Raw genomic sequence first — 24,146 nt, 5'->3', positions numbered from 1 at the left:
TCAGGCGTTGTCCCCGATTGTGCAGGCGGTGTCCCAGGTTCGGCGGCCTGGCGGGGGTGTGGGCAGCCGTTTGTGGGACGCGGTTGGTCGAGCGGGGCTGTGTCCCACTTTGTGCGGGCGGTGTCCCAGATTCGGCGGTGTGGCGAGGGCGTGGGCAGCCATAAGTGGGACGCGGTTCGCGGGGCGCCTGCTACAGCTGGTTGCCGAGCTTGAACTCGCCCGTGGGAGCGGAGACAGAGGAACCGGATGCCGAAGCCCCGGCGCCGACCTGCTCGGGCGGGCGCGTGTAGCTGAAGCCGTCGGCGCCGATCGTCACGGCCATCTCGCTCGAATCCGTGCGGGCGCGCACGGGCTGGGGCCGGCCGTCGAGGTCGAGCACGAGAGAGCCCTCGGTGTACCACGACGGAACGACCGGGTTGCCCCACCAGTCGCGGCGCTGGTTGTCGTGCACGTCCCATGTGATGACGGGGTTGTCGGGGTCGCCGGTGTAGTAGTCCTGCGTGTAGACCTCGACGCGGTGGCCGTCGGGGTCACGCAGGTACAGGTAGAACGCGTTCGAAACGCCGTGGCGGCCGGGGCCGCGCTCGATGGCATCCGATCGGCGGAGCGCGCCGAGCTTGTCGCAGATGGCGAGGATGTTGTGCTTCTCGTGCGTGGCGAAGCACACGTGGTGCATGCGGGGCCCGTCGCCGCCGGTCATGGCGGTGTCGTGCACGGTGGGCTTGCGGCGCATCCACGCGGCGTAGACGACGCCGTCTTCGTCCTGGATGTCCTCGGTGACGCGGAAGCCGAGCGACTGCATGAAGTTCACCGCCCGGGGCACGTCGGGGGTGATCTGGTTGAAGTGGTCGAGGCGGACGAGCTCGCCGGGGGAGTACAGGTCGTAGCGCCACGACAGGCGCTCCTGGTGCTCGGTGTCGAAGAAGAACTCGTACGGGAAACCGAGGGGATCGACGACGCGCACCGAGTCGCCGATGCCCTTCGTGAACCCGTTCGGCTCGCGGCGCACCTCGCAGCCGAGCTCGCCGTAGAACGCGACGGCCTTGTCGAGGTCTTCCGCGCTGCGGACGCGATACGAGAACGCGGCCACCGCGGCGATCGGGCCCTGGCGCAGGACCAGGTTGTGGTGGATGAACTCCTCGGTCGAGCGGAGGTAGATCGCTTCGTCATCCTCCTCGGTGATGTGCAGTCCCAGGATGTCGACGTAGAAGACACGGGATGCCGCGAGGTCGGTGACCACGAGCTCCATGTAGGCGCAGCGCAGGATGTCGGGCGCGGGGGCTTTCGGCGTGGGGATCGGGTCGTCGGAGTGGATCGGTGCTTCCTGGGTCACCCAGAACCCCGAGGAGGTCTTCTGTTCTTCGGTGTGCTTTGCCATGGTTCGCGTCCTTGCGTATGACGAGTAGGGGAGGGGGCGGGGGCGGCGTCAGTGCGCCTTGCCGAACGTGGGGTTGTGGGCGCCGCCGAGCGTGATGTGCACGGCCTGCTGATCGGTGTAGAAGTCGATCGAGCGGTAGCCGCCCTCGTGCCCGAGTCCCGAGGCCTTCACGCCGCCGAAGGGGGTGCGGAGGTCGCGCACGTTGTTGCTGTTCAGCCACACCATGCCGGCCTCGACGTTCTGGGCGAACAGGTGCGCGCGCTTCAGGTCGTTCGTCCAGACGTAGGCCGCGAGGCCGTAGCGCGTGTTGTTCGCGAGCGCGAGAGCCTCGGCGTCCGTGTCGAAGGGGGTGATCGCGACGACGGGACCGAAGATCTCCTCCTGGAAGATGCGCGCGTCGGGGGCGACGTCGGCGAACACCGTGGGGCGCACGAAATTGCCCTCGTCGAAGCCCTCGGGGCGGCCACCGCCGGCTACCAGGCGCCCCTCGGTCTTGCCGATCTCGACGTACGACATGACCTTCGCGTAGTGCTCGGGGTGCACCAGCGCCCCGACCTCGGTCGCGGGATCGTCGGGGAAGCCGACGACCACGCGATCGGCTTGTGCTGCGTACCGCTCGACGAACGCGTCGTACACCGAGCGCTCGACCAGGATGCGGCTGCCCGCGGTGCAGCGCTCGCCGTTGAGCGAGAAGACGCCGAAGATGGTGGCGTCGATCGCGGCGTCCAGGTCGGCGTCGGCGAACACGATCGCCGGGCTCTTGCCGCCGAGCTCCATCGACAGCCCCTTGAGGAAGGGCGCGGCGTTGCCGAAGATCAGCTGGCCGGTGCTGCTCTCGCCGGTGAACGAGATGAGCGGAACGTCGGGGTGTTTCACCAGCGCGTCGCCGGCGTCTTCGCCGAGGCCGTTGACGAGGTTGAACACGCCCTCGGGAAGCCCCGCCTCCTCGAAGATGCCCGCCCAGAGCGAAGCGGAGAGGGGCGTGAACTCGGCGGGCTTCAGCACCACGGTGTTGCCGGTCGCGAGCGCCGGGCCCAGCTTCCACGACTCGAGCATGAACGGGGTGTTCCACGGGGTGATGAGTCCGGCGACCCCGATGGGCTTGCGGTTGACGTAGTTGAGCTGCCGGCCGGGCACCTTGAACGCGTCGTCGGTCTGGGCGACGATCAGGTCGGCGAAGAAGCGGAAGTTCTCGGCGGCGCGGCGGGCCTGGCCCAGCGCCTGGGTGATCGGGAGCCCGGAGTCGAAACTTTCGAGTTCGGCGAGGCGCTGGTCGCGCGACTCGACGATGTCGGCGATGCGGTGCAGCACGCGCGAGCGCTCGCGGGGGAGCATGCGCGGCCATGGTCCCTCGGCGAAGGCCGTGCGGGCAGCGGCGACGGCGAGATCGACGTCGGCCTTCTTGCCTGCGGCGGCGGTCAGGTAGGTCTGGTTGGTCACCGGGTCGAGCACGTCGAACGTGTCCCCGTCGACCGAGTCGACGAAGGCGCCCCCGATGTAGTGCTGCATGCGCTCGGGGAGGTCGGCCGGGATGCGGCGCGCGGTGGTGAGCGGGGTGGTCATGTGAGCTCCTTCGGTGGAGGGGTGGATGCCGGCGACGCAGGGTCCGTGGCGACGGTGCCGTCGGGGCGTGGGGTGTGCGGCATCCGGAAATCAGAAGGCGGGCAGGCCGAGCACCTGGTCGGGGTGCTCGTGGATCATGTAGGCATCGAGGGTGGCCGAGCGGTGGCGTCGCGAGGCTTTCTCGATCTCGGCGAGTGGGGCGCCGGTCTCGATGAGCGCGAGGATGTTCTCGTGCTCACGCACCGACTCCGCAGCGCGGCCAGGCACGAAGCTGAAGGTGGAGTCGCGCAGGTGCCCGAGGCGAGCCCACTCGGCCTGCACCAGCTCGAGCATGCGCGGGTTGGCGCACTTGGCGAACAGGATGGCGTGGAACTCCTGGTTCAGCGCGGTGAACGCGCGCGGGTCGAAGTGCTCGAGGGTCTCGACCATCAGCTCGTTGATCTCGCGCGCGCGGCGCACGTCGTTCGCGGTGAGGGCCCGCGCGGAGAGCGCCGTCGCCGCCCCCTCGAGCAGGCTGAGCGCCTGCATGCTGAAGCGGTACGCGGTGTCGTCGACCATCGAGACGCGCGCGCCGACGTTGCGCTCGAACATCACCAGGCCCTCGGCCTCGAGCTGTCGGATCGCCTCGCGCACCGGCACGACGCTCATGTCGAGCTCGCCGGCGATCGTCCCGAGCACGAGGCGGTAGCCGGGGGTGAACTCCTGCGAGGCGATACGTTCCTTGACCCAGTGGTAGGCCTGCTGCGATTTGCTGCGGGAGGTCGCGGGGGTCGTGGCATCCATCAGGCGTTCCTTTCGCTCTCGTAGCGGGCGCGCCAGTCGGCGTTCATCGGGAAGAGTCCGTCGAGGGGATGACCGGATGCCACCTGGCGGGCGATCCAGGCGTCCTCCTCTTCCTGCACGAGGGCGGCGTCGGCCACCTCTTCGGCGAGGGCGGGAGGGATGACGATGACGCCGTCGCCGTCGCCGACGAGGATGTCGCCGGGTTCGACGGTCGTGCCGCCGCAGCCGACGGCCACGTCGGTCTCCCAGGGGACGTGCCGGCGACCGAGCACGGCCGGGTGCGGGCCGGCGGTGAAGACGGGGATGCCGACCGCGGCCACGGCTTCGGCGTCGCGAACGCCTCCGTCGGTGACGATGGCCGCGGCTCCGCGCGCGTGGGCGCGAAGGGCGAGGATGTCGCCGAGCGTGCCGGAGCCGGTCTCGCCTCGCGCCTCGATGACGATGACCTCACCCTCTCCGACCGCGTCGAACGCGCGCTTCTGCGCGTTCTGTCCGCCACCGCGCGCGGCGAAGAGGTCTTCACGGTGGGGGAGGAAGCGCAGGGTCCGGGCCGTGCCGACGAAGCGGCTGCCGGGGGTGAGGGCGTGCACGCCGTCGATCGTCACGTCGTCGAGGCCGCGCTTGCGGAGCTGTCCGCTGAGGGCGGCGACGGGCACGCGCGACAACTTGTCGCGGAGCTCGGCGGTGAGCACCGGGTGGGCGGCATCCCCCGCGGGGACAGGGGATCCGGCGAGAACAGGACGATCCGTGTCGGAGTGTCCTGTTCCGGCGTGATCCCCTGTTCTCACGAGGGCTCCTGCGGCCGCGGCCTCGGACGAGCCCCACGCCTCGGTGCGCTGGGTGTCGTCGACGCTCGGGAGCGACCCGATCTCGGCGTCGAAGGAGCGCCCGCCCTGCACCACCGTGGTGCGGAGCCGGCCGGTCGAATGGGAGCCGGCGTCCACCTGTACCTCGACGACCTGACCCGGCGTGACCACCGACGAGCCGGCGGGGGTGCCGGTGAGGATGACGTCGCCGGTTTCGAGGGTGAAGTGCTGCGACAGGTCGGCGATGATCTGGGCGAGCGGGAAGATGAGGCCCGCGGTGCTGTCGTCTTGGACGAGGTCGCCGTCGACCCAGGTGCGCAGGCGCAGCGCCGTGGGGTCGACCGCGCGGGCGTCGATGAGTTCCGGACCGAGCGGCGTGTAACCGTCGCCACCCTTGGACCGCACGTTGGAGCCCTTATCGTTCGCGCGCAGGTCGTACAGACCGAAGTCGTTCGCGGCGGTGACGGATGCCACGTGCGACCACGCGGCATCCGGGGTCACCCACCGAGCGGGCTCGCCGATGATCAGCGCGATCTCGCCTTCGAACGCCAGGAGTTCGGTGCCGGCGGGGCGGACGATCTCGGCACCCGAGGAGGCGAGCGAGCTCGACGGCTTGAAGAAGTAGGACGGGGCCGCGGGGCGGCGGCCCCTCTGGTCGGCGCGCGAGACGTAGGAGAGGTGGACGGCAACGATCTTGCCCGGGCGCCCGTCGAGGACGGTGAACCGGGGGTCGGTGCGGTCGATCATGGAAGCTCCCTTGCGTCGTATCCGAAATCGTATACGATGTCCAACGCCCCCGCAAACCGCGCCTCGTCACCGACGACGACGCCGGGGGGCCCATGACGACGACGTCTCGAAGGAGTCCCCATGTCTCGCTCGCAACCGCCGGGATTCACGCCCACCGGCACCATCTCCACGTCGACGGACCGCCGCCGCGTGGTCTTCGCCACCGTTGTCGGCACCACCGTCGAGTGGTACGACTTCTTCCTCTACGCGTCGGCTGCGGGGCTGGTGTTCGGTCAGCTCTTCTTCGCACCCGCCGGCCCCGGCATCGCGCAGATCCTGGCGTTCCTCACCGTGGGGTTGAGCTTCCTCTTCCGCCCGCTCGGCGCCTTCCTCGCCGGCCACCTCGGTGACAAGTACGGCCGCCGGGTCGTGCTGATGCTGACGCTCATCCTCATGGGAGCCTCGACCACCCTCATCGGCGTCCTTCCGACGTACGACGTCATCGGCGTCGCCGCTCCCGCGCTGCTGATCCTGCTGCGCGTGCTGCAGGGCATCTCGGCCGGTGGTGAATGGGGCGGCGCGGTGCTCATGGCCGTCGAACACGCCCCCAAGGCCAAGCGCAGCCTGTTCGGCGCGTCGCCGCAGCTCGGTGTGCCCCTCGGCCTGCTGCTCGCGAGCGGCATGCTGGCGCTCATGGCGCTCATCGCCCCCGGCGACGCGTTCCTCGCGTGGGGCTGGCGTGTGCCGTTCCTGCTGTCGTTCGTGCTCATCCTCATCGGCTACTACGTGCGCCGGAAGGTCGAGGAGAGCCCGGTGTTCGTCGAGATCGCCGAACGCAAGGAGCAGACCCGGATGCCGATCGTGCAGCTGTTCCGCAAGCACGCGCTGCTCGTGATCATCGCCGCGTTCGTGTTCGCCGGCAACAACGCCGTGGGCTACATGACCACCGGCGGCTACATCCAGCGGTATGCGACCAATCCCGACGGTCCGCTGGGCCTGGCGACGGCCGACGTGCTCGGCGCCGTGACCCTGTCGGCGGTGTCGTGGTTCGTCTTCACCTGGATCGGCGGTTGGCTGGGCGACAAGATCGGGCGCCGCAACACCTACGTCATCGGATGGATCGCGCTGCTCGTGGCGATCGTGGCGCTGTTCCCGCTCGTCAACTCCGGCAGCGTGGGGATGCTCGCGCTGGGTCTCGTGCTGCTGACGGTCGGTCTGGGCCTGACGTACGGTCCCCAAGCGGCGCTGTATGCCGAGCTGTTCCCGGCATCCATCCGCTTCTCGGGCGTCTCGATCTCCTACGCGATCGGCGCCATCTGCGGTGGCGCGTTCGCCCCGACCATCGCGACCGCGCTCGTCGACGCGACCGGAACGACCGTGTCGGTGACGGTGTATCTCGCGATCATGGCGGTGCTCGGACTCGTCGCGACCCTGCTGCTGCGCGACCGCAGCGGCATCCCCCTCGGCCCCGACCACGAGGCCGAGCAGGAGGTCAGCCCGATCCGCGGGTTGTCGCGGGTTTGAGGACGATCCCGGCACCCGAGGCGTCCCGCGTGAGACGGGGACGCGCTCGGGGCCGGGATCGGCCGGCCGTAGGGGTGATTACATGCCGTCGGTCAGCATGGATTGCACCAGCTTCACGTGCCTGTCGAAGTTCTGCCCGCTGAACTCGTTGTTGTAGTTCAGGCCGTAGGGGTAGATGTGCACCCCGCTGCAGTTGAGGTTCGCGCCGGAGCCGTCCCACGTCCGCAGCAGCGGCAGGGCGGAGTCCCAGCCGCCGTACTGGCACTTGTTGAAGAACGCGTTCGACTGCCCGACGCCGAAGGTGTGCGACATCTCGTGCAGCGCGGTGCCCTCCTGCATGTAGCCGCGGTTCCATCCGAAGCGGATGTAGCCGGAGAGGTTCGCATCGGCGGTCTCGACCCAGGGCGCGTACGCCACGGTCAGGTGCCGGTGGATGTTGTCGAGGCGGTTGTAGCGCTCGACCGCGCGGTCCATGGCGTAGGTGATCTTGTCATAGGCGTCCAGCTCATCGGCCGAGGGGTTCGAGGAGCGCTCGAGCGACCACGTGATCTTCTGCCAGGTCGGGTCCGAAGACACCCAGCGCTGGTTCTTCCCGCCGTTGCACGTCCACTGGCTGGCTGCGGTGCCATCGATCTGGTCGTACCCCGGGATCTCGAGGCACAGTTCGTTCTGCCGGTTGACGATATTCGCGCCGCCGCCGACGTCGGTGATCCTCCACTGCTGGTTGGTTCCCCCGTTGCACGTCCACAGCGCCACCGGTGAGCCCGGTGCCGTGGCGGCGTTCAGATTGTCGAGGCACAGGCCGCTGAGGACATTCTTGATCTCCGCGTAACCCGTGCCGAGGTCGGTGACCGCCCAGCGTTGGACGTCGCCCTCGCCGCACGTGTACTGTCGCACCTCGGTACCGGGCTGTGTGCCGGAATCCCAGTTGTCCAGGCACATGCTGCTGTGCTGGTTGCGGATCTCCTGGGCACTTCCGGTGCCGACGGGGGCCGTGACGGCCTGGGCCGGGGCGCCGCCCGCCAGGGTCGTCGTACCCGCGATCAGGATGGCCGTGAGAGCTCCGAGGAGTCTCTTCTTCGTTGTGGACTTCGTTGTCCGGGACATTGTCGCCTTTCGTTGTCCTCACGCATCCTTGCGACACCTGAGGGGTCCGGGGAGCCGGTGGCCGACGTGGCCGGCCGGATCCGTATCGGGGACGGCTCCGTGGCGGTGTGACTCCGGAGCGCCCGCGAATGTCGGTGCTTTCTTGCCCGGCTTCACACAGTGAGGCAGGCGAGAACATCCTACGAATCCGGCGAGAAAAAGACCACCCCTTCGGGCGAAATGTCGATTCTCTCCCTTCCTGAACGCTCTTTCTACCGAAATCGCGGGGACAATGGGGTCGAGTCGTCGACGGGCGTCGAAACACCCCGGCGTCGGAAAATGCGTGCCGCAGTCCCATTCCTGGGATGTCTTCCCTGAATCAGAAGGCGACGAGGGCGAGACGACACCTCCGGGATTCCGTGCTGGTGCTTCCCGTGGACCCCCGGAGTGTGGTCAGGTGCAGGATGCGCGCGCAGGACACCGTGCCGGAGTGTGCGGGACGGACGCCGTCATGCCGTGACTCCGACCGGCGGGCTCTCCGCGTCCGCGGGAAGCTCGAGTGCGGCGTCCACGAAGGGCAGAAGCCAGTCGTCGACCATCAGGATGCCGCAGAGGTCGATGCTATGCAGACGGCGTGTGCCGTCGCGGCGGGCGCGAACGAATCCGGCGTCTCGGAGCGCTGCGAGCTGTCGTGACGCCGTGAAGCGGTTGGTCTCGGTAGCAGCGGCCAGGGCCGTGATCGTCATCCCCTCGCCGCCGTCGCGGTGCGCGCTCAGCAGCACCTCGAGCAGCGCGCGGCGCTCGATGAAGGACAGAGCCGCCAGCTTGCGTCCGAGCTCGTCCTCAGACGCGACCGTGCCCGGCATGCCCGCTCACCCGAGCTCGCGAAGCACGGTGGACACGACGGCATCGGTCGAGAGACCGTACCGGTCGTGCAGGGTCGGCAGTGCGCCGGCATCGAGGAACCGGTCGGGGAGACCGATGGGGACGACCCGCCGACCGACCCCGCGGCGAGCCAGTGCCGAGGCGACGGTCTCGAACAGCCCGCCGATCACGGTGTGATTCTCCAACGTCACCGCGAGGCGGGGAGTGTCGATCTCGGCCACGACGGTGTCCTCGTCGAAGGGCTTCAGCGTCGGGGCGTGCACGACCGCCACATCCACGTGGTGCGCAGCCAGTGCCTCGGCGGCCTGCAGGGCGCGCATCGTCATGAGACCGCTCGAGACGAACACCACGTCAGCGCCGGGACGCAGGACCGCCGCCTTCCCGAGCTCGAAGGTGTAGTCGTACTCGTCCAGAACCGTGGGGACTTTGCCGCGCAGAAGGCGCAGGTAGGTGGGTCCGTCGGAGGCGGCGAGCTGCGGGACGGCCTGCTCGATGTCGACGGAGTCGCACGGATCGACGATGGTCAGGTTGGGCATTCCGCGGAAGATCGCGACGTCCTCGGTGGCCTGGTGGCTGGGGCCGTATCCGGTGGTGAGGCCGGGCAGGCCACCGACGATGTTGACGTTCAGAGAGGGCTCGGCGATGTCGAGGCAGATGAAGTCGTAGGCGCGGCGGGCGGCGAACACCGAGTAGGTCGAGGCGAACGGCACCAGACCGACCTCGGCCATGCCGGCCGCGGCGCCGAAGAGGAGCTGCTCTGCCATCCCCATCTGGAAGAAGCGTCCCGGGTGGGCATCGCGGAAGATGTGCATGTCGGTGTATTTTGCGAGATCGGCGCTGAGTCCGACGATGCGCTCGTCCGACTCTGCGAGCTCGGCGAGGGCGCGGCCGAACGGTGCGTTGGAGGTCTTCTGGCCGGGGTCCGCGAACGACGCGATCATCGCCGACGTCTTCAGCTTCGGCGGGGTCGTCGCGCTCATCGTCGTGCTCCTTCGTATCCGGCGATCAGCTGCTCTCGGCAGATGGCCCATTCGTGCTCTTCGATCCTCATGAAGTGGTTCTTCTCCCGGTCTTCGAGAAGGGGAACGCCGCGTCCGACCTTCGTGTCGCAGATGATCACGTGCGGTCGACCGACCGGGTTGCGGTCGCCGATCGCATCGAAGGCCCGTAGGAGCGCACCGACGTCGTTCCCGTCGACGCGGTGCGCCTCCCATCCGAAGGACTCCCACTTGGCCTCGACGGGCTCGATGCTCAGCACGGATGCCGTCGGACCGTCGGCCTGCAGGGCGTTCATGTCGACGAGGGCGATCAGGTTCCCCAGGCGGTGGGATGCCGCGCCCATCGCCGCCTCCCACGTCGAGCCTTCGTTGAGCTCGCCGTCGGAGAGGAAGTTGATGATCCGCGAGTCGGAGCCCAGGTGGCGAAGGCCCAGCGCCATTCCCACGGCGACGGTGAGACCGTGCCCGAGCGATCCGCCGGAGATCTCCATCCCGGGCGTGTAGCTGGCCATGCCGGACATGGGCAGACGCGAGTCGTCCGACCCGTACGTCTCGATCTCCTCCCGGGGGATGATGCCGGCCTCGGCCAGCGCCGCGTAGAGCCCGATGGCGTAGTGGCCCGTGGACAGGAGGAAGCGGTCGCGTTCCTTCCATTCCGGGTCTTCGGGGCGGTGCCGCAGCTGGTCGGTGTACACAGCGGCCAGGATGTCGGCGGCGCCGAGTGCTTGGCCGATGTATCCCTGCCCTTGCACCTCACCCATCCGCAGGGCATTCAACCGCACCCGCTGCGCCGCATCTCGGGTCGCTCGAACGCGTTCGGTCAGATCGGTGGCGATCGTCGAGGCTGTGCTCACGATGCAACTCCTTCGTCAGTCGTGTGCGGGGCGGTCAGTGCAGGTGCGAGCCGCCGTTGATGTCGATCGTGGTCCCCTGCAGGTAGGAGGCCGCGTCGCTGGAGAGGAAGACGAAGACGGCGGCGACCTCTTCGGGTGTCGCGGTGCGTCCGAGGGGGATGCCGCTCACGATCGCCGCCTCCTGTTCGTCCGTGCTGCCCACCCGGATGTTCGTGTCGACGGCGCCCGGGGTGACGGCATTGACCGTGACGCCCGTGCTTCCCAGCTCGCGCGCCAGCGCTTTGGTGAAGCCGAGGATGGCGGCCTTCGCGGCCGAGTACGGGACCTTGCCGAAGACGCCGCCGCCCCGCTGTGCGGACACGGACGACATGTTGACGATGCGTCCGAATCCCCGCTCGATCATGTCGGGGAGGAAGGCCTTCGTGACCAGGTAGGTACCCGTGGCGTTGACGGCCATCACCGTGTTCCACAGCTTCAGCGTCGTCTCCAAGAACGGAACGGGAGACGTGATGCCGGCGACGTTGGCGAGGGCGCCGACGGGAGGGAGGGTGCCGGCCCGTACGGCTTCGGCGATGCGCTCATGCGCGGTGGACACGCTCTCCTCGTCGGCGACGTCGACGACCCCGCCGTGAGTGGGCACGCCGACCTCGTCGGCGATCCGACGGGCGACTCGCTCGGCGGCTGCGCCGTCGAGGTCGAGGATCACGACGGCCCAGCCCGCCTCGGCATAAGCGCGGGCTACGGCCTGGCCGATACCCCGGTCGGCGGCTGCGCCGGTGACAACTGCGGTGCGTGTGATGGTCATGGTTACCGTCTTCCTCCGCTCCTTCGCGGTGGGACCATGAAACCACGGGGTTGTTGACAATACAAGTGTTTGATTGTTGACAATAATGGGTGAACCATTTCATACTCTCGGCATAGCCCCGTTTCGGGGTCACAATGACGTGAGGATGACTGAAATGAGCGCAGAGGCCGTTCAGATGCGGGGCCCGGTGAACGGGACTTCGTCCGTGAAGAGGGTCGCCGTCGGCTCCGGAGTAGGGGCGGTGATCGAGACCTACGACTTCATCGGCTTCGGCACCGCCGCGGCCCTGTACTTCGGCACCGCGTTCTTCCCCGGCAGCGACCCCCTGACGGGGACGCTGCTCTCCTTCGCCACGCTGGGTGTCGGGTTCGCCGCCCGCCCTCTCGGGGGCATCATCGGCGGCCATCTGGGCGACCGCGTCGGCCGCAAACCTGTGCTCGTCGCCTCCCTCATCGTGATGGGACTGGCGACGTTCGTCATCGGTCTCCTGCCGACGTATGCGGCGGCCGGCATCGTCGCGCCGATCCTGCTCGTCATCGTTCGCATCGTGCAGGGGTTGGCGTTCGGAGCCGAGTGGGGCGGTGCCATCCTGATGACCTACGAGCACGCTCCGTGGCGACGCAAGGGCAGCTTCACCGGCATCGTGCAGGCCGGCTTCCCCGTCGGCTTGCTGCTGGCCAACCTCGTCTTCCTCGTCAGCGTGCACCTTCCCGGCGACTGGGCCTGGCGCGTACCGTTCCTCGCCAGCATCCTGCTGGTCGCCGTCGGCCTCGTCATCCGATCGAAGGTCCCCGAGTCGCCCGTCTTCGAAGACGTCAAGACGCAGGGAATCGTTCTCAAATCCCCGCTCATCTCCGTCATCAAATCCGACTGGGGAAACATCCTGCGCGGTATCGGATTGCGCATCGCGGAAACGGCCGGTTACGCCGTGTCGATCACGTACCTGATCTCGTACCTCAACACCAACAAGATCACGGAGAGCTGGCAGACCCTGACCGCCCTGTGCATCGCGGCCGGCGTGGGGGTCTTCGCAACCTGGGGCTGGGCGAAACTGACGGACCGCATCGGCCGCCGACCGCTGTACATCGTCGTCACGGCCCTCGGCATCGTCTGGGGCTACCTCATGTTCCTCGGCGTGAACTCGGCGGTATACCCCCTGGTCGTGGTCGTCATCGTGCTGTCGTACGCCGTGTTCCAGAATGCCCTCGCCGGGGCGCAGGGGGCGTGGTTCCCGGAGCTCTTCACCGCGAACACGCGCACATCCGGTGCCTCGCTCGCCTACCAGATCTCGGCCATGGTGTCGGGGTTCACGCCGTTCATCACGACGCTGCTGTTCGGTGCCTTCGGCTGGGTGGGGCCGGCATCGTTGTTCTCCTTCTACGCCCTGATCGGGCTGCTGGCGGCGCTGTCGACGAAGGAGACGTGGACGAAGGAGCAGCGGGCGTACGCCGAGCGAGCGGCGCTCGCGGACTAGATGCCGCTGGCCAGCGGGAGCGGGCGAAGTCTGTGCGGGGGCGCGGTCAGACTTCGCCCGTAGACTGGCCTCCCACGGGAGGAGGAGCAGATGACGGACGCTCCCTCGATCCTCGGCTTGCAGCGGACGACCCTCCGCCAGCAGGCCGTCGAGGCTCTTCGCCGAGCCATCACCACGGGTGAGCTCGAGCCCGGGTCTCACGTCTCCGAGATCGAGATGGCCGGGCGCCTCGGCATCAGCCGCGGGACGTTACGCGAAGCCATGCGGACGCTCCAGATCGAGGGGCTGCTCACTGCAGGCACCCGCGGGCGACTGATGGTCCGACACATGAGCGAACGGGAGCTGCGGGACCTCTTCCAGGTGCGCGCCGCGCTCGAAGCGCTCGCCGCGGCGACCCTCGCGCAGCGACCCGACTGCGGCGCCGTCGCAGAACAGCTCGAGACTCTTGCGCGACGCATGACAATGCCCGATGCGTCTCTGGGGGAGCGGATGCGGGCGGACCTCGACTTCCACCTCGGCATGTGCCGCCTCACCGGCAACGAGACGCTCGTCCAGGCGTGGTCGGCGCTGGAGGGGTCCATCGAGATGTCGATCACGCACTCCGGACTCGATCGTGCGCTCAAGAACATGGATGCGGAGCGCCACCTCGCAATCGTGCGCGCGATCGCCGCGGGCGAACCCCACGAAGCCGCGGCGACCGTTCGGGCCCACATGGACGCCGCCGCCGAGGTCCTCATCCGATAGCGCGCACGTGCTCGCGCCCTCGCGTCGTCGGATTCCCGAAACGGGCCACCGCGGCCGTGATCGTGCTGCCGCCGACTCCGCCTCATGCTGCTTGCGGTCGGCCTCGGCCCGACCGACGGTCCGCAGGCGGCGCTGTACGCCGGTCCGCCTAGCGATCGAGGGCGGCGTCGATCACCGTTTCGAGGTCGTTCCATCGCTCGATGACGAGCGGTCGCCCGTCGACGAAGAACGTGGGGGTGCTGCCGACGCCGAGGGCCCGTCCCTCTTCGAAGTCGGCCCGCACGCGTTGTTCGGTGTCCGGATCCGAGACGGCGGCGTCGTAAGCCGTCATGTCGAGCCCGAGGTCGTCGGCATATTCGCGGAAGAGATCGGCGCGGGACTCCTGCGCTTCTCCCCACTCGGCCTGCGTATCGAAAAGGCGGTGGTACATGTCCTCGAAGCGGCCCTGCTGTGCGGCGGCTTCGGCGGCGACGGCGGAGGTCATCGAGTTGACGTGTCCGGGGAGTGGGAAGTAGCGGACGACGTAGGTGATCTGTCCGGCGTATTTCTGCCGCGCTTCTTCGACGACCGGGTAGTAGGCACCGCACGCCTCGCACTCGAAGTCGAGGAACTCGACGACGGTGACCGCACCGTCGCCCGCGTCGTCGAGAACATGGGAGTCGGCTCTCACCACGGCGGCGGCCGCCGGATCGGGGGCCTGCACACGGGCGACGAGGAACGCGACGAGGCCGACGACCACGACGACGATCAGGGCGGCGAGCGTGATCACAAGGGGCTTGGTCTGTGTCTTCACGGGTCAGTCCTTGTTCTCGTGCGCGTGGTGGTTGTCGTCCTCCTGCTCGAGAAGCATGCCCACCGAGGTCGCGCACGCGTCACCGCGCCACGCCTCGATGCCCTCCCGGATGGCGAAGGCGGCGATGACGAGTCCCGCGACCGCATCGGCCCACCACCACCCGAGCAGACTGTTGAGGACGAGTCCGATGAGCACCGCAGTTGACAGATAGGTGCACAGAAGGGTCTGCCGGGAGTCCGCGACAGCGGTGGCCGATCCCAGCTCTCGACCCGCGCGACGCTCCGCCAGCGACAGGAACGGCATGATGATCACGCTCAGAGCCGTGAGGACGATGCCGATCGTCGAGTGCTGCACGTCGATCCGCCCGACGAGCGCCAGCACGGACGTCGCTGTGACGTACGCCGCGAGGGCGAAGAACGCGACGGCGATCACGCGCAGCGTGCCCTTCTCCCATCGTTCCGGGTCGCGGCGGGTGAACTGCCACGCGACCGCAGCAGCGGAGAGGACCTCGATCGTCGAGTCCAGGCCGAATCCGACGAGCGCAGCCGACGAGGCGACCGTGCCGGCGGTGATCGCGACGATCGCCTCGATCAGGTTGTACGCGATCGTCGCTGCGACGATCCATCTGATGCGGCGTTGGAGGACAGGCCGTCGGTCAGCGGCGTGATGAGCAGTGGCGGCGGTCATGCGGCGCAGGTGCAGCGTCCCCCGGCGCAGCAGCCCGGCTCGACGTAGAGGACCACGCGCAGCAGCTCGTCCAGAGCGGGTGCGAGATGCTCGTCAGCGAGCCGGTATCGGGTACGTCGCCCTTCCGGCACGGCCTCCACCAGCCCGCACCCTCGCAGGCACGCGAGCTGGTTCGACATGACCTGCCTCGAGACGCCGAGCGCATCAGCCAGATCGGAGGGGTACGACGGCGCCTCTCGCAGGGCCAGCAGAACCCCCGCTCGGGTCGTGTCGGAGAGCGCGTGCCCGAGGCGGGCGAGTGCCGCGGTGTGCGTCAGCGTGGCCGTGAGGGTCGCGGTGGACATGCGCTAATAGTACACGAATCAGTGAATTAAGGATGCTATGTACTAGTTGCCGGGACACCGGACGACCCTGCGCGCGTCGCGACCGTGCGCGGTTCCCTCACTCGGGCGCCCGATGCATCAGCAGGCCCGCCGCGAGAACGACGATCCCCACGACGAAGACCAACGCCGCGACACCCATCGCGGCGGCGTCCTGGGGCAGCATCGAGCAGCCCGCCGAGGTGTCTTCGTACTCGCAACTCCGCCACGGCTGGAAGAAGTACAGCACCACGACGGCGCCGCTGATCATCGCGACCGCGGTGCCCGAGCCGATCAGACGCCTTCTCGTCCCCATGCGTCACCACCGTAGCGGCGGCTCGCAGAGCCGGCGGGTCGGACCTTTGCGACGCACGGTTCGGCGGGGCCTTGAGTCCCGGGCAGGCTATGGGATCGGAGGCCTCGGCGGCGGCGGGCGTTCGCGGCGACCACCTCGGCTGTCGCGGTGGCGGTGAGCCCGACCCCGCTTACGAGTTCACCTTGATGATCTCGCGCTGGTACGGCGCGATGACGTCGCCGCTGATACGCAGGTCGAGCAGCAGAAAAGCTCGGTCTTCGGGATCGCGCCGCGTCCACTCCGCCAGGGCGTCGAGGTCGGCCACCTCGCGCACGACGACGCCCTCGGCACCGAAGCCGCGCGCGACGGCCGCGAAGTCGACCTCCGGAATCAGCATGGGCTCGCGGGCGAGGCCCTTCAGGCCGTAGAGGTTGATCTCGGCGCCATAGGCGGCGTCGTTCCACACCACCGCGATGCCGTGGCCCCGCGCCGAGCGCACGGCGCTCTCGAGGTCGGCGATCGCCATGAGCCCCCCGCCGTCACCGGTCGTGAGCACGACGGTCGATTCGGGGCGGGCGGCGATGGCTCCCGCGACCGAGGGGAAGCCGAGGCCGATCGACTGATAGGCGGTGCCGACCATCATGACGCGATCGGGTGAGGCGACCGGCCAGTACATGTTCGACCAGCCGAGGAAGTGGCCGCCGTCGGAGACGACGACGCGGTCCTCGGGCAGCAATTCGGCGATGCGCGCGGCGGCCGAGCGGGGGTCGAGGCGGCCATCGGGGGCGAGGCCCTCGCCGGGCTCCTGCTCGCGAAGGGGAGCCACGTCCACGCGGTCACGCCAGCCGGACGACACGGCGCCGTGGGAGAGAAGACGCTCCACGAGCGCCTCGGCCGCCAGCGCGGCATCCGCCCGGACGAACCCGCCCACCTGCGCGTGCGTGGCGGTGGGGGCCACGTCGATCTGGAAGACCTGCGTGCGCGGGGCGAAGAGTTCGCCGAAGCGCATCGTGAACTGGTTGAGCCCCGCACCGAAGACCACCGCGACGTCTGCCTCGCGCACGAGCTCCATCGCGCCCGCGGCGCCGAAGCCCCCCGTGACGCCGAGGTCGTGGGCGGTGTCGGGGAAGATGCCGCGACCGAGGGCGGTGGATGCCGTGATCGCACCGGTCACCTCGGCGAGACGCCCGAGCGCAGCGCCCGCGTCGGCGAGCCATGCGCCGCGGCCGGCGAGCAGGAACGGCCGCTCGGCGCCGGCGAGGGCGTCGGCGATGCGGTCGAGGGTCGCCTCCGCCGCGGGTCCCCGCGGTGCGAGAGGCGCGGGCAGTGTCACCGTACCGGCGTCCGTCAGCGGGCCGGCCTCACGCGACACGACGTCATAGGGGATGGCCAGCACCACCGGCACGCGGTAGGTCAGCGCGTGTTCGAGGGCGATGAGGACGGTGGCCGTGGCATCCCGATCTCCCACCGTGTACGTGCGCACGCCGACCGCCGAGGCCAGGGCGACCTGGTCGACGCCCCACGGGCGGGGGCCGGAGGTGGGCTCGTCGCCCACGACCAGAAGCAGGGGGATGCGGGCCTGAGCTGCTTCGGCGAGCGCGGTGAGGGTGTTGGTGAAGCCCGCGCCGTAGGTGGCGGTCGCCGCGGCGATGCGGCCGGACGCGCGATAGTGGGCATCGGCGGCGACGACGCCGCCCGCCTCGTGCCGCATCGCGGTGAAGGCGACGTCGGTCTGGCGATGCAGGGCGTCGAGGAAGTGGGCGTTGCCGTTGCCCATCACGCCGAAGACGTGGTCGATGTGGCGACCGAGGGTGTGGGCGACGTGCGCGGAGACGATGGGCATGACGAGCCTTTCGCGAAACAGGAACGGGAATGAGCCGTATGTGTCTCGCGCGGGTCTCGCGCTACGTGCCCTTTTTTCGAGCAGCGACGCACGACCTCGTGCGCCTGACGGGAGTGATCATATACGATCCCGCGCCTCGAGGCGAAGGGAGATCGGTAACGGTGTGCCGAACTCCGGACTGCCTCGCGGCAGACTGCGGTCAGAGAGCACCGAGGATCGCGGATGCCGCAGCCTCGAGCCGCGCCGCGATCGCCGCGTCGTCGAGGTCGGTGGCCACGTGCACGGCGGCGACGGCGGCGGGCTCGCGCCCCCGCACGGCGAGGGGCACCGCCACGGCGCGGAACGTGGGGATCACCTCGTCATGACTCGTCGCCCACCCGCGCTCCGCGGCGTCCGCCACGTCCGACGCGAGACGCGCATCGACTCCGTCGGGCCAGCGCCGCGGGGGTAGCTGCGCGAGGATCGCGCGCCCGGGGGCACCCCGGGTGACCGGATGCCGCGACCCGGGCCGCTGCGCCACGGCGGTGACCGTGTGCCGGGGCTCGACGCTGACGAGCGTCACGCATTCGTCGTGATCGAGCACGACGAGGAAGCACGTCATGCCGAGGTCGTTCGCCGCCGCGGTGAGCTCGGGCAGCGCCTCGGCCTGCAGGTCGGCGGCGACTCCCGCAGCGAGGGCTGCGAGGCCCGTCCCCAGGCGCACCGCGCCGGCGGCGTCTCGAGTGACGAGACCGTGGTCTTCGAGTGTGCGGAGGAGTCGGTAAGCGACCGAGCGGTGGAGCTCGACCCGGGCCGCGAGGTCGTCGATCGAGAGCGGGGTGCCGGCGTCGGCGAGCTCTTCGAGCAGGCGGATGCCGCGACTCAGCGTCTGCGAGGCGGGGGAGGCGTCTTGCCGTGCGGGCATGGCTCGGGCTACTCTCTCGTTCGGTAGCAGAACGCTGCGTTCGAATATAGAACGCGTTGTGCTGGACCGCAACCCGACATCGACGTCAGGAGAAACGATGCAGTTCCATCACCACGGCTACGTCTCGGGCGACCCGCGCGTGCAGAACGCGGCCGGCACGGGTCTCGACCGTTCTGATCGTCTGCCCGAGGAGGTCGACGTGCTCATCGTCGGCTCCGGCCCCGCCGGCATGCTTCTCGCTGCGCAGATGTCGCAGTTCCCCCAGCTCACGACGCGTCTCATCGAGAAGCGTGAGGGGCGTCTCGCCCTCGGCCAGGCCGACGGCATCCAACCCCGAAGCGTCGAGACCTTCCAGGCGTTCGGTTTCGCCGACCGCATCACGGCCGAGGCGTACAACATCGGCTGGATGAACTTCTGGGCCCCCGATCCCGAGAATCCCGAGCGGATCGTCCGCACGACCCGCACCGAGGACTACGGCTACAAGATCAGCGAGTTCCCCCACCTCATCGTCAACCAGGCGCGGGTGCTCGACTACTTTGCCGAGGCCGCAGCCCACGGCCCCGCGCGCATCGTGCCCGACTACGGTGTGGAGTTCTCAGGCCTCGAGGTGGGCGCCGACCACGTCGAGGTCCGTGTGCGCACGGCCGAGGGTGAGCGGACGATCCGTGCGAAATACGTCGCCGGGTGCGACGGCGCGCGCAGCGGTGTGCGTCAGGCGATCGGCCGGACGCACGTCGGAGCCGCCGCGCGCCACGCGTGGGGCGTCATGGACGTGCTGGTGGAGACCGACTTCCCCGACTGGCGCATCAAGTGCGCGATCAATGCCGCCGCCGGGAACATCCTGCACATCCCGCGCGAGGGCGGCTACCTCAGCCGCATGTACATCGACCTCGGCGAGGTCGCCGAAGGCGACAACCACCGCGTGCGGCAGACCCCGATCGACGAGGTCATCCGTCGGGCGAACGAGATCCTTCACCCGTACTCCATCGACGTGAAACAGGTCGCGTGGCACAGCGTCTACGAGGTGGGTCACCGGGTGACCGACCAGTTCGTCGACGATCTCGATCACCCGCGCGTGTTCCTCACCGGTGACGCCTGCCACACGCACAGCGCCAAAGCGGGGCAGGGGATGAACGTCTCGATGCAGGACGGCTTCAACCTCGGCTGGAAGCTGGGCCACGTGCTCACCGGGCTCGCGCCGGCGGACCTGCTGCGCACGTACGACCAGGAGCGCCGGCCCGTCGCCCAGCAGCTCATCGACTTCGACCGCGAGTGGTCATCGCTCATGGCGCGCAAGCCCGGCGAGATCACCGACCCCGCGGAGCTGTCGACCTACTACCTGGCCACGGCCGAGTTCCCCTCGGGCTTCATGACGCACTACGCCCCCTCGACGATCACCGCCGAGGCGCCGGCGCAGGAGCTGGCATCCGGATTCCCCGTAGGAAGGCGCTTCAAGAGTGTCGAGGTCGTGCGGGTGTGCGACGGCAACGCCGTGCACCTCGGCCATCACGCGAGGGCCGATTGGCGCTGGCGGATCTACGCGTTCGCGGATGCGGACGGCTCGGCGCTGCGCGAGTGGGCCGGCGCCGCGCAAGACATCGTGGAGCGGTTGACCCCCGAGGGCGCCGACCTCGACGCCGTGTTCGATGTGAAGGCGGTGTTCCCTGGCCGGTGGGAGGACGTGGTCGAGGTGCCGGCGCTGTTCCGTCCGCGCTCGGGGCCGCTCGGCCTGACCGACCTCGAGAAGGTGTTCGCCGCCGCCCCCTCGGCCTGGACGAGCGCCGACATCTTCGCCGAACGCGGCATCGGTGCCGCCGGCGCGGTCGTGCTCGTGCGCCCCGACCAGTACGTCGCGCACGTGCTGCCCCTCTCGGCCCCGGAGGAGCTCCAGCGCTTCCTCGTCGGGGTGATGGCCTCGCCGGTTGCGGCATCCGCCCAGTCCCGCGCATAAACGCGATCGGCGCGCATAAACGCGGGCGCAGCGCGTTTATGCGCACGGAAAGCGTTTATGCCTGCGAAGGCGGCGCACCCCGGTCGCGCGTGAGATGCCCGAGGGCGATCCGCACCCCACCGGCCACGACGGCCAGCACGACGACCCGTTTGTACACCACGTATATCGGCTCCGCTACGCGGGCTGACGAGAATTGGCGGGAACCCCGCCCCGATCCAGGAGGACCCATGACCGATTCGCGCGAGAGCGAGCTGCTGGCATCCGTACCCACCGGCCTCTTGATCAACGGCGAGTGGCGAGAGGCGACCGGCGGCAAGACCGTCGCCGTGAACGACCCCGCCACCGGTGACGTCATCCACGAGATCGCCGACGCCACGGTCGACGACGGCGTCGCGGCGATGGATGCCGCTGCCGAGGCGTTCCCGTCATGGGCGGCGACCCCGGCTCGGGAGCGTGCCGAGATCCTCCGCCGCGCCTTCGACCTGCTGCAGGAGCGCAAGGAGGACGTCGCGCTGCTCATGACGCTCGAGATGGGCAAGCCCCTCGCCGAGGCGCGCGGCGAGGTCGCGTACGGCGGGGAGTTCCTGCGCTGGTTCAGCGAGGTCACCGCGCACACCCAGGGCCGCTACGGCGCGAGCCCCGAGGGCACCGGTCGCATGATCGTCTCGCATCACCCCGTGGGCCCCTGCTACCTCATCACCCCGTGGAACTTCCCCCTCGCCATGGCCACCCGCAAGATCGCCCCCGCGCTCGCCGCGGGCTGCACGGTGGTGATCAAGCCCGCGACCCTCACGCCCCTCACGACGCTCTTCTTCGCGCAGATCCTGCAGGACGCCGGTGTCCCCGCCGGTGTCGTCAACGTCGTCACCACGACCAGCACCGGGCCGGTGTCGGAGCGCATCATCTCCGACCCGCGCCTGCGCAAGCTGTCGTTCACCGGCTCCACCCCGGTCGGTGTGAAGCTGCTGCAGCAGGCGGCGCCCGGCGTGCTCCGCACGTCGATGGAGCTCGGCGGCAACGCCCCGTTCGTCGTGTTCGAGGATGCCGACCTCGACAAGGCCGTCGAGGGTGCGATGCTCGCGAAGTTCCGCAACATCGGCCAGGCCTGCACCGCCGCCAACCGCTTCCTCGTGCAGCGCAGCGTCGTCGAGGACTTCACCACGCGTGTCACCGAGCGCGTGAGGGCGATGAAGGTCGGCCGCGGTACCGAGGAGGGCGTGCAGATCGGGCCCCTCATCGACGACCGCGCGGTCGACAAGGCGAAGACCCTGGTGGGGGATGCCGTCGACCGCGGCGCCACCGTCACCACCGGTGGCTCGCCCGTCGACGGTCCCGGCACCTTCTTCGAGCCGACGGTCGTCGCAGACGTCAAACCGGGCAGCGACATCCTGCGCGAGGAGATCTTCGGACCCGTGCTCGCCATCGTCCCCTTCGATGATGAGGACGACGCGGTCCGCCTGGCCAACGACACCGAGTACGGCCTCGTCTCCTACGTCTTCACCGAGTCGTTCGCGCGCGGCCAGCGCATGATCGACAAGCTCGAGACCGGCATGATGGGCCTCAACGTCGGCGTGGTCTCCAACGCCGCGGCACCCTTCGGCGGCTGGAAGCAGTCCGGCCTGGGACGCGAAGGCGGCGACGAGGGCATCCACGAGTACCTGCAGACGAAATACACCCTCACGGCCAACCCCTACGCCTGAGACACCGGATGCCACGACCCCATCCTCTTCGGAGGGGCGGGGTCGTGGCATCCGTCGTTCCCCCGGCCTCTGTGGACACAGGGCAGGAGGTTCGGCGATGGGACGTCGATAAGTCGGGCCACGGGAGCGCAGGGACCGCAGAAGTCCTGCGTGGTGTCCGCCGCCGGCCGAGCACGCGACGCGTGGCATCCGTCGTCAGCGCTGCGTCGACTCGCCCGGGACGAGTTCGACGGGGATCACTGCGCGGTCTCCGTCGCCGCCCGCCATGAGGGTGTCGAGCATGTCCATCGCGCGTGCGGCGATCTTGCCCCAGTCTTGACGCACCGTGGTGATCGTGGGCGAGATCTGTCGCGTCCAGGCCACTCCGTCGAAGCCGCACAGCAGCAGATCGCCCGGTACGGACCGCCCCTCTTGCAGGGCACGGAAGAACGCGCCGACGGCGTGCAGGTCGCTCACCGCGAAGACGGCGTCGACCTCGGCGTCGGTCTCGAGGAGTTCCGCCATGGCGCTCTGACCGCCGTCCATGCCGTAGTTCTCGCCGACGATCAGCACCTCGGCCGCGGGGACGCCGCGGTCGGCGAGTCCGGTGAGGAACCCCTCGCGCCGTTCTTTCGTCGACGGCAGATAGCCCTCGCCGCCCAGCATGGCGAAGCGGGTGCCGCCGGCATCCACCAGGTGATGCGCGGCGACACGTCCGCCGCCGAAGTTGTCGGAGCGCACCCACCCGCCGATGAGGGCGGAGTCCGCGGGTTCGTCGCAGGCGACGATCGGCACGGGGCTCGCCCGCAGCCGATGCACCCCAGAGCGCGGGGGGCGCGAGGGCGACAGCAGCACGCCGTCCGTGCTGCGCACGAGGTTCTCGAGCGCTTCGAGCTCGTTGTCGGGCTCGTAATCGGACCCGGCGAGCACGAGCGCCCAGTCGCGCTGCGCGCCCTCGCGCTCGAACGCGTGCGCGAGTTCGGCGTACGCCGGATGCCGCACGTCGGGCAGGACGATCCCGACGGTCGTGCGGTCGGTGCGCCGGCGCCCGGACGCCCGGGGGTACCCGACCCGCTGAGCGGCGTCCAGCACCCGGTCGCGCAGCTTCGGGCTCACCCCTCGGTTGCCGGTGAGGGCGTTGCTGGCGGTGGCGAGGCTGACTTTCGCCTCCGTCGCCACCTCTTGGAGGGTCGGTGTCCGTCCCGGACCGTCGGTCATTCGGCATCCCCCCGCCGCGAGTGTACCCACTCGGGCGGAAGGGGGTGCGCAGCGACGGCGCGGACGATGTCGGCGAGGGCGGCGGCCTGCGTGGCGAACGCGCGTTCGCCCCACTCGGCGTCGGCCGTGGTCGGATCTCCGATCACGCCCGACGCAGACAGATCGTCGACGTGCCAGGGCACACTGACGGCGCCGAACGGCCGGGTGGGGGAGGCCGCGCGGGCCCTGACCCTCTCGAGACCGTCGGCGCGGGCGGCATCCATGTCGACGGCGCCCGGGTCCAGCGCGAGCAACAGGCTCGTCTCGTAGTGGCCGGCGTGCGCGTCGAGATCGCCCGTGGTCACGCCCTCGGCCAGCTCGGGAGGCAGTGCCAGCCCGGGCACGTGCACCGCGAACGCCGCGAGCCCCCGCCGCTCGCGCAACTGCCGGCACGCGACGTGCAGCAGTTCGGGATTGCCACCGTGTCCGTTGACGAACAGCAGACGACGGATGCCGCTGGCGGCGACGCCGCGGCCGATGTCGTCGACGAGGGCGAGCAGCGTCTCCGCCGACAGGCCGATCGTGCCGGCGCGTCCCGCGTGCTCGGGCGAGAAGCCGAACGGCAGCGCCGGAAGCACCCACGTTGCCACCTCGCCGGTCACCCGAGCGCCGGCCTCCGCGGCGAAAGCGGCCGCGATCGCCGTGTCGGTGGTCACGGGCAGGTGCGCACCGTGTTGCTCGGTGGCCCCGATCGGGACCAGGGCCACCCCGGCCCGCGCGGCGACCTCCGTCACCTCGATGGAGCTCGTCAT

Annotated in this window: 22 protein-coding genes; 5 read left to right on the top strand and 17 right to left on the bottom strand. The window is 69.5% G+C overall.

The window, feature by feature from the left end:
* Positions 1 to 190: 190 nt before the first annotated feature.
* The 4 genes from hpaD to ASF76_RS13420 form a co-directional block, all read right to left on the bottom strand.
* Positions 191 to 1,378, bottom strand: coding sequence for a 3,4-dihydroxyphenylacetate 2,3-dioxygenase (hpaD, locus tag ASF76_RS13435; protein ID WP_055958726.1), 1,188 nt, complete (start codon positions 1,376 to 1,378; stop codon positions 191 to 193).
* 48 nt (positions 1,379 to 1,426) lie between these two features.
* Entirely contained in the window at positions 1,427 to 2,941 is a 1,515-nt protein-coding gene (hpaE, locus tag ASF76_RS13430; RefSeq protein ID WP_055958722.1) for a 5-carboxymethyl-2-hydroxymuconate semialdehyde dehydrogenase, read from the bottom strand.
* Between the two features lie 90 nt (positions 2,942 to 3,031).
* Positions 3,032 to 3,724: a GntR family transcriptional regulator gene (locus tag ASF76_RS13425; protein ID WP_055958719.1), complete on the bottom strand. Its 693-nt coding sequence runs from the start codon at positions 3,722 to 3,724 to the stop codon at positions 3,032 to 3,034.
* Positions 3,724 to 5,277 carry a fumarylacetoacetate hydrolase family protein gene (locus tag ASF76_RS13420; RefSeq protein ID WP_055958716.1) on the bottom strand — a complete coding sequence of 518 codons (1,554 nt, stop codon included), beginning with the start codon at positions 5,275 to 5,277 and terminating at the stop codon, positions 3,724 to 3,726. The genes ASF76_RS13425 and ASF76_RS13420 overlap by 1 nt, the downstream gene beginning before the upstream one ends.
* Before the next feature lie 120 nt (positions 5,278 to 5,397).
* Between ASF76_RS13420 and ASF76_RS13415 the strand changes: the two genes are divergently transcribed.
* Positions 5,398 to 6,780, top strand: coding sequence for an MFS transporter (locus ASF76_RS13415; protein WP_055958713.1), 1,383 nt, complete (start codon positions 5,398 to 5,400; stop codon positions 6,778 to 6,780).
* A gap of 78 nt (positions 6,781 to 6,858) precedes the next feature.
* Here the strand turns inward: ASF76_RS13415 and ASF76_RS13410 are convergent, their stop codons facing one another.
* From ASF76_RS13410 to ASF76_RS13390, 5 genes are all read right to left on the bottom strand, one after another.
* Positions 6,859 to 7,887, bottom strand: coding sequence for an RICIN domain-containing protein (locus tag ASF76_RS13410; RefSeq protein ID WP_055958710.1), 1,029 nt, complete (start codon positions 7,885 to 7,887; stop codon positions 6,859 to 6,861).
* A 488-nt stretch (positions 7,888 to 8,375) separates the two neighbouring features.
* The gene (locus ASF76_RS13405; RefSeq protein ID WP_055958707.1) at positions 8,376 to 8,732 is read right to left on the bottom strand and encodes an ArsR/SmtB family transcription factor; all 357 of its coding nucleotides are present in this window, start codon (positions 8,730 to 8,732) and stop codon (positions 8,376 to 8,378) included.
* Between the two features lie 6 nt (positions 8,733 to 8,738).
* Positions 8,739 to 9,731: a transketolase family protein gene (locus ASF76_RS13400; RefSeq protein WP_055958704.1), complete on the bottom strand. Its 993-nt coding sequence runs from the start codon at positions 9,729 to 9,731 to the stop codon at positions 8,739 to 8,741.
* A complete protein-coding gene (locus ASF76_RS13395; RefSeq protein ID WP_055958701.1) occupies positions 9,728 to 10,603 on the bottom strand; it encodes a transketolase in 876 nt (291 codons plus the stop codon). The genes ASF76_RS13400 and ASF76_RS13395 overlap by 4 nt, the downstream gene beginning before the upstream one ends.
* Before the next feature lie 34 nt (positions 10,604 to 10,637).
* Complete coding sequence (locus tag ASF76_RS13390) at positions 10,638 to 11,408, bottom strand: SDR family NAD(P)-dependent oxidoreductase (protein WP_055958698.1); 771 nt, start codon at positions 11,406 to 11,408, stop codon at positions 10,638 to 10,640.
* A gap of 154 nt (positions 11,409 to 11,562) precedes the next feature.
* On the opposite strand from ASF76_RS13390, the gene ASF76_RS13385 reads away from it, so the two are divergent.
* Together ASF76_RS13385 and ASF76_RS13380 are read left to right on the top strand one after the other, a co-directional pair.
* A complete protein-coding gene (locus tag ASF76_RS13385) occupies positions 11,563 to 12,882 on the top strand; it encodes an MFS transporter (protein WP_055958696.1) in 1,320 nt (439 codons plus the stop codon).
* A gap of 90 nt (positions 12,883 to 12,972) precedes the next feature.
* Positions 12,973 to 13,626: a GntR family transcriptional regulator gene (locus ASF76_RS13380; protein ID WP_055958692.1), complete on the top strand. Its 654-nt coding sequence runs from the start codon at positions 12,973 to 12,975 to the stop codon at positions 13,624 to 13,626.
* 148 nt (positions 13,627 to 13,774) lie between these two features.
* Here ASF76_RS13380 and ASF76_RS13375 read toward each other — a convergent pair whose 3' ends face one another.
* The 6 genes from ASF76_RS13375 to ASF76_RS13350 all read right to left on the bottom strand — a co-directional run bounded on the left by ASF76_RS13375 (position 13,775) and on the right by ASF76_RS13350 (position 18,507).
* A complete protein-coding gene (locus ASF76_RS13375) occupies positions 13,775 to 14,419 on the bottom strand; it encodes a DsbA family protein (RefSeq protein ID WP_055958689.1) in 645 nt (214 codons plus the stop codon).
* A 3-nt stretch (positions 14,420 to 14,422) separates the two neighbouring features.
* Complete coding sequence (locus tag ASF76_RS13370; protein WP_055958686.1) at positions 14,423 to 15,106, bottom strand: cation diffusion facilitator family transporter; 684 nt, start codon at positions 15,104 to 15,106, stop codon at positions 14,423 to 14,425.
* Positions 15,103 to 15,450, bottom strand: coding sequence for an ArsR/SmtB family transcription factor (locus ASF76_RS13365; RefSeq protein WP_055958683.1), 348 nt, complete (start codon positions 15,448 to 15,450; stop codon positions 15,103 to 15,105). The genes ASF76_RS13370 and ASF76_RS13365 overlap by 4 nt, the downstream gene beginning before the upstream one ends.
* 97 nt (positions 15,451 to 15,547) lie before the next feature.
* A complete protein-coding gene (locus ASF76_RS13360; protein WP_055958680.1) occupies positions 15,548 to 15,781 on the bottom strand; it encodes a hypothetical protein in 234 nt (77 codons plus the stop codon).
* A gap of 169 nt (positions 15,782 to 15,950) precedes the next feature.
* On the bottom strand, positions 15,951 to 17,603 hold the full coding sequence (locus tag ASF76_RS13355) for a thiamine pyrophosphate-binding protein (protein WP_055958676.1): 1,653 nt from the start codon (positions 17,601 to 17,603) through the stop codon (positions 15,951 to 15,953).
* 199 nt (positions 17,604 to 17,802) lie between these two features.
* Entirely contained in the window at positions 17,803 to 18,507 is a 705-nt protein-coding gene (locus ASF76_RS13350; RefSeq protein ID WP_055958673.1) for an IclR family transcriptional regulator, read from the bottom strand.
* 97 nt (positions 18,508 to 18,604) lie between these two features.
* Here ASF76_RS13350 and ASF76_RS13345 point away from each other — a divergent pair, with 97 nt between their 5' ends.
* Together ASF76_RS13345 and ASF76_RS13340 are read left to right on the top strand one after the other, a co-directional pair.
* Positions 18,605 to 20,458 (top strand): FAD-dependent monooxygenase, encoded by a 1,854-nt coding sequence (locus tag ASF76_RS13345; protein WP_055958670.1) that lies wholly within the window; start codon positions 18,605 to 18,607, stop codon positions 20,456 to 20,458.
* Between the two features lie 227 nt (positions 20,459 to 20,685).
* Positions 20,686 to 22,158: an NAD-dependent succinate-semialdehyde dehydrogenase gene (locus ASF76_RS13340; RefSeq protein ID WP_055958668.1), complete on the top strand. Its 1,473-nt coding sequence runs from the start codon at positions 20,686 to 20,688 to the stop codon at positions 22,156 to 22,158.
* Positions 22,159 to 22,353: 195 nt separating this feature from the next.
* Here ASF76_RS13340 and ASF76_RS13335 read toward each other — a convergent pair whose 3' ends face one another.
* Together ASF76_RS13335 and ASF76_RS13330 are read right to left on the bottom strand one after the other, a co-directional pair.
* Positions 22,354 to 23,355 (bottom strand): LacI family DNA-binding transcriptional regulator, encoded by a 1,002-nt coding sequence (locus tag ASF76_RS13335; protein ID WP_055958665.1) that lies wholly within the window; start codon positions 23,353 to 23,355, stop codon positions 22,354 to 22,356.
* Positions 23,352 to 24,146, bottom strand: coding sequence for a creatininase family protein (locus tag ASF76_RS13330; protein WP_055958661.1), 795 nt, complete (start codon positions 24,144 to 24,146; stop codon positions 23,352 to 23,354). Before ASF76_RS13330 ends, ASF76_RS13335 begins: the two co-directional genes overlap by 4 nt.

Source organism: Microbacterium sp. Leaf151 (genome assembly GCF_001424225.1).
Lineage (GTDB): Bacteria > Actinomycetota > Actinomycetes > Actinomycetales > Microbacteriaceae > Microbacterium.
Note: the sequence above shows the minus strand (reverse complement) of the source record. Positions and strands in the feature narration are given on the sequence as shown.

Bases quoted from the DNA above. Each gene is read 5' to 3' on its own strand.
- ASF76_RS13330 (WP_055958661.1), bottom strand. From the start codon at position 24,146: ATGACGAGCTCCATCGAGGTGACGGAGGTCGCCGCGCGGGCCGGGGTG.
- ASF76_RS13360 (WP_055958680.1), bottom strand. From the start codon at position 15,781: ATGGGGACGAGAAGGCGTCTGATCGGCTCGGGCACCGCGGTCGCGATG.
- ASF76_RS13385 (WP_055958696.1), top strand. From the start codon at position 11,563: ATGAGCGCAGAGGCCGTTCAGATGCGGGGCCCGGTGAACGGGACTTCG.
- ASF76_RS13405 (WP_055958707.1), bottom strand. From the start codon at position 8,732: ATGCCGGGCACGGTCGCGTCTGAGGACGAGCTCGGACGCAAGCTGGCG.
- ASF76_RS13425 (WP_055958719.1), bottom strand. From the start codon at position 3,724: ATGGATGCCACGACCCCCGCGACCTCCCGCAGCAAATCGCAGCAGGCC.
- hpaE (WP_055958722.1), bottom strand. From the start codon at position 2,941: ATGACCACCCCGCTCACCACCGCGCGCCGCATCCCGGCCGACCTCCCC.
- hpaD (WP_055958726.1), bottom strand. From the start codon at position 1,378: ATGGCAAAGCACACCGAAGAACAGAAGACCTCCTCGGGGTTCTGGGTG.
- ASF76_RS13415 (WP_055958713.1), top strand. From the start codon at position 5,398: ATGTCTCGCTCGCAACCGCCGGGATTCACGCCCACCGGCACCATCTCC.
- ASF76_RS13380 (WP_055958692.1), top strand. From the start codon at position 12,973: ATGACGGACGCTCCCTCGATCCTCGGCTTGCAGCGGACGACCCTCCGC.
- ASF76_RS13370 (WP_055958686.1), bottom strand. From the start codon at position 15,106: ATGACCGCCGCCACTGCTCATCACGCCGCTGACCGACGGCCTGTCCTC.
- ASF76_RS13420 (WP_055958716.1), bottom strand. From the start codon at position 5,277: ATGATCGACCGCACCGACCCCCGGTTCACCGTCCTCGACGGGCGCCCG.
- ASF76_RS13365 (WP_055958683.1), bottom strand. From the start codon at position 15,450: ATGTCCACCGCGACCCTCACGGCCACGCTGACGCACACCGCGGCACTC.
- ASF76_RS13400 (WP_055958704.1), bottom strand. From the start codon at position 9,731: ATGAGCGCGACGACCCCGCCGAAGCTGAAGACGTCGGCGATGATCGCG.
- ASF76_RS13390 (WP_055958698.1), bottom strand. From the start codon at position 11,408: ATGACCATCACACGCACCGCAGTTGTCACCGGCGCAGCCGCCGACCGG.
- ASF76_RS13335 (WP_055958665.1), bottom strand. From the start codon at position 23,355: ATGACCGACGGTCCGGGACGGACACCGACCCTCCAAGAGGTGGCGACG.
- ASF76_RS13350 (WP_055958673.1), bottom strand. From the start codon at position 18,507: ATGCCCGCACGGCAAGACGCCTCCCCCGCCTCGCAGACGCTGAGTCGC.
- ASF76_RS13345 (WP_055958670.1), top strand. From the start codon at position 18,605: ATGCAGTTCCATCACCACGGCTACGTCTCGGGCGACCCGCGCGTGCAG.
- ASF76_RS13410 (WP_055958710.1), bottom strand. From the start codon at position 7,887: ATGTCCCGGACAACGAAGTCCACAACGAAGAAGAGACTCCTCGGAGCT.
- ASF76_RS13340 (WP_055958668.1), top strand. From the start codon at position 20,686: ATGACCGATTCGCGCGAGAGCGAGCTGCTGGCATCCGTACCCACCGGC.
- ASF76_RS13355 (WP_055958676.1), bottom strand. From the start codon at position 17,603: ATGCCCATCGTCTCCGCGCACGTCGCCCACACCCTCGGTCGCCACATC.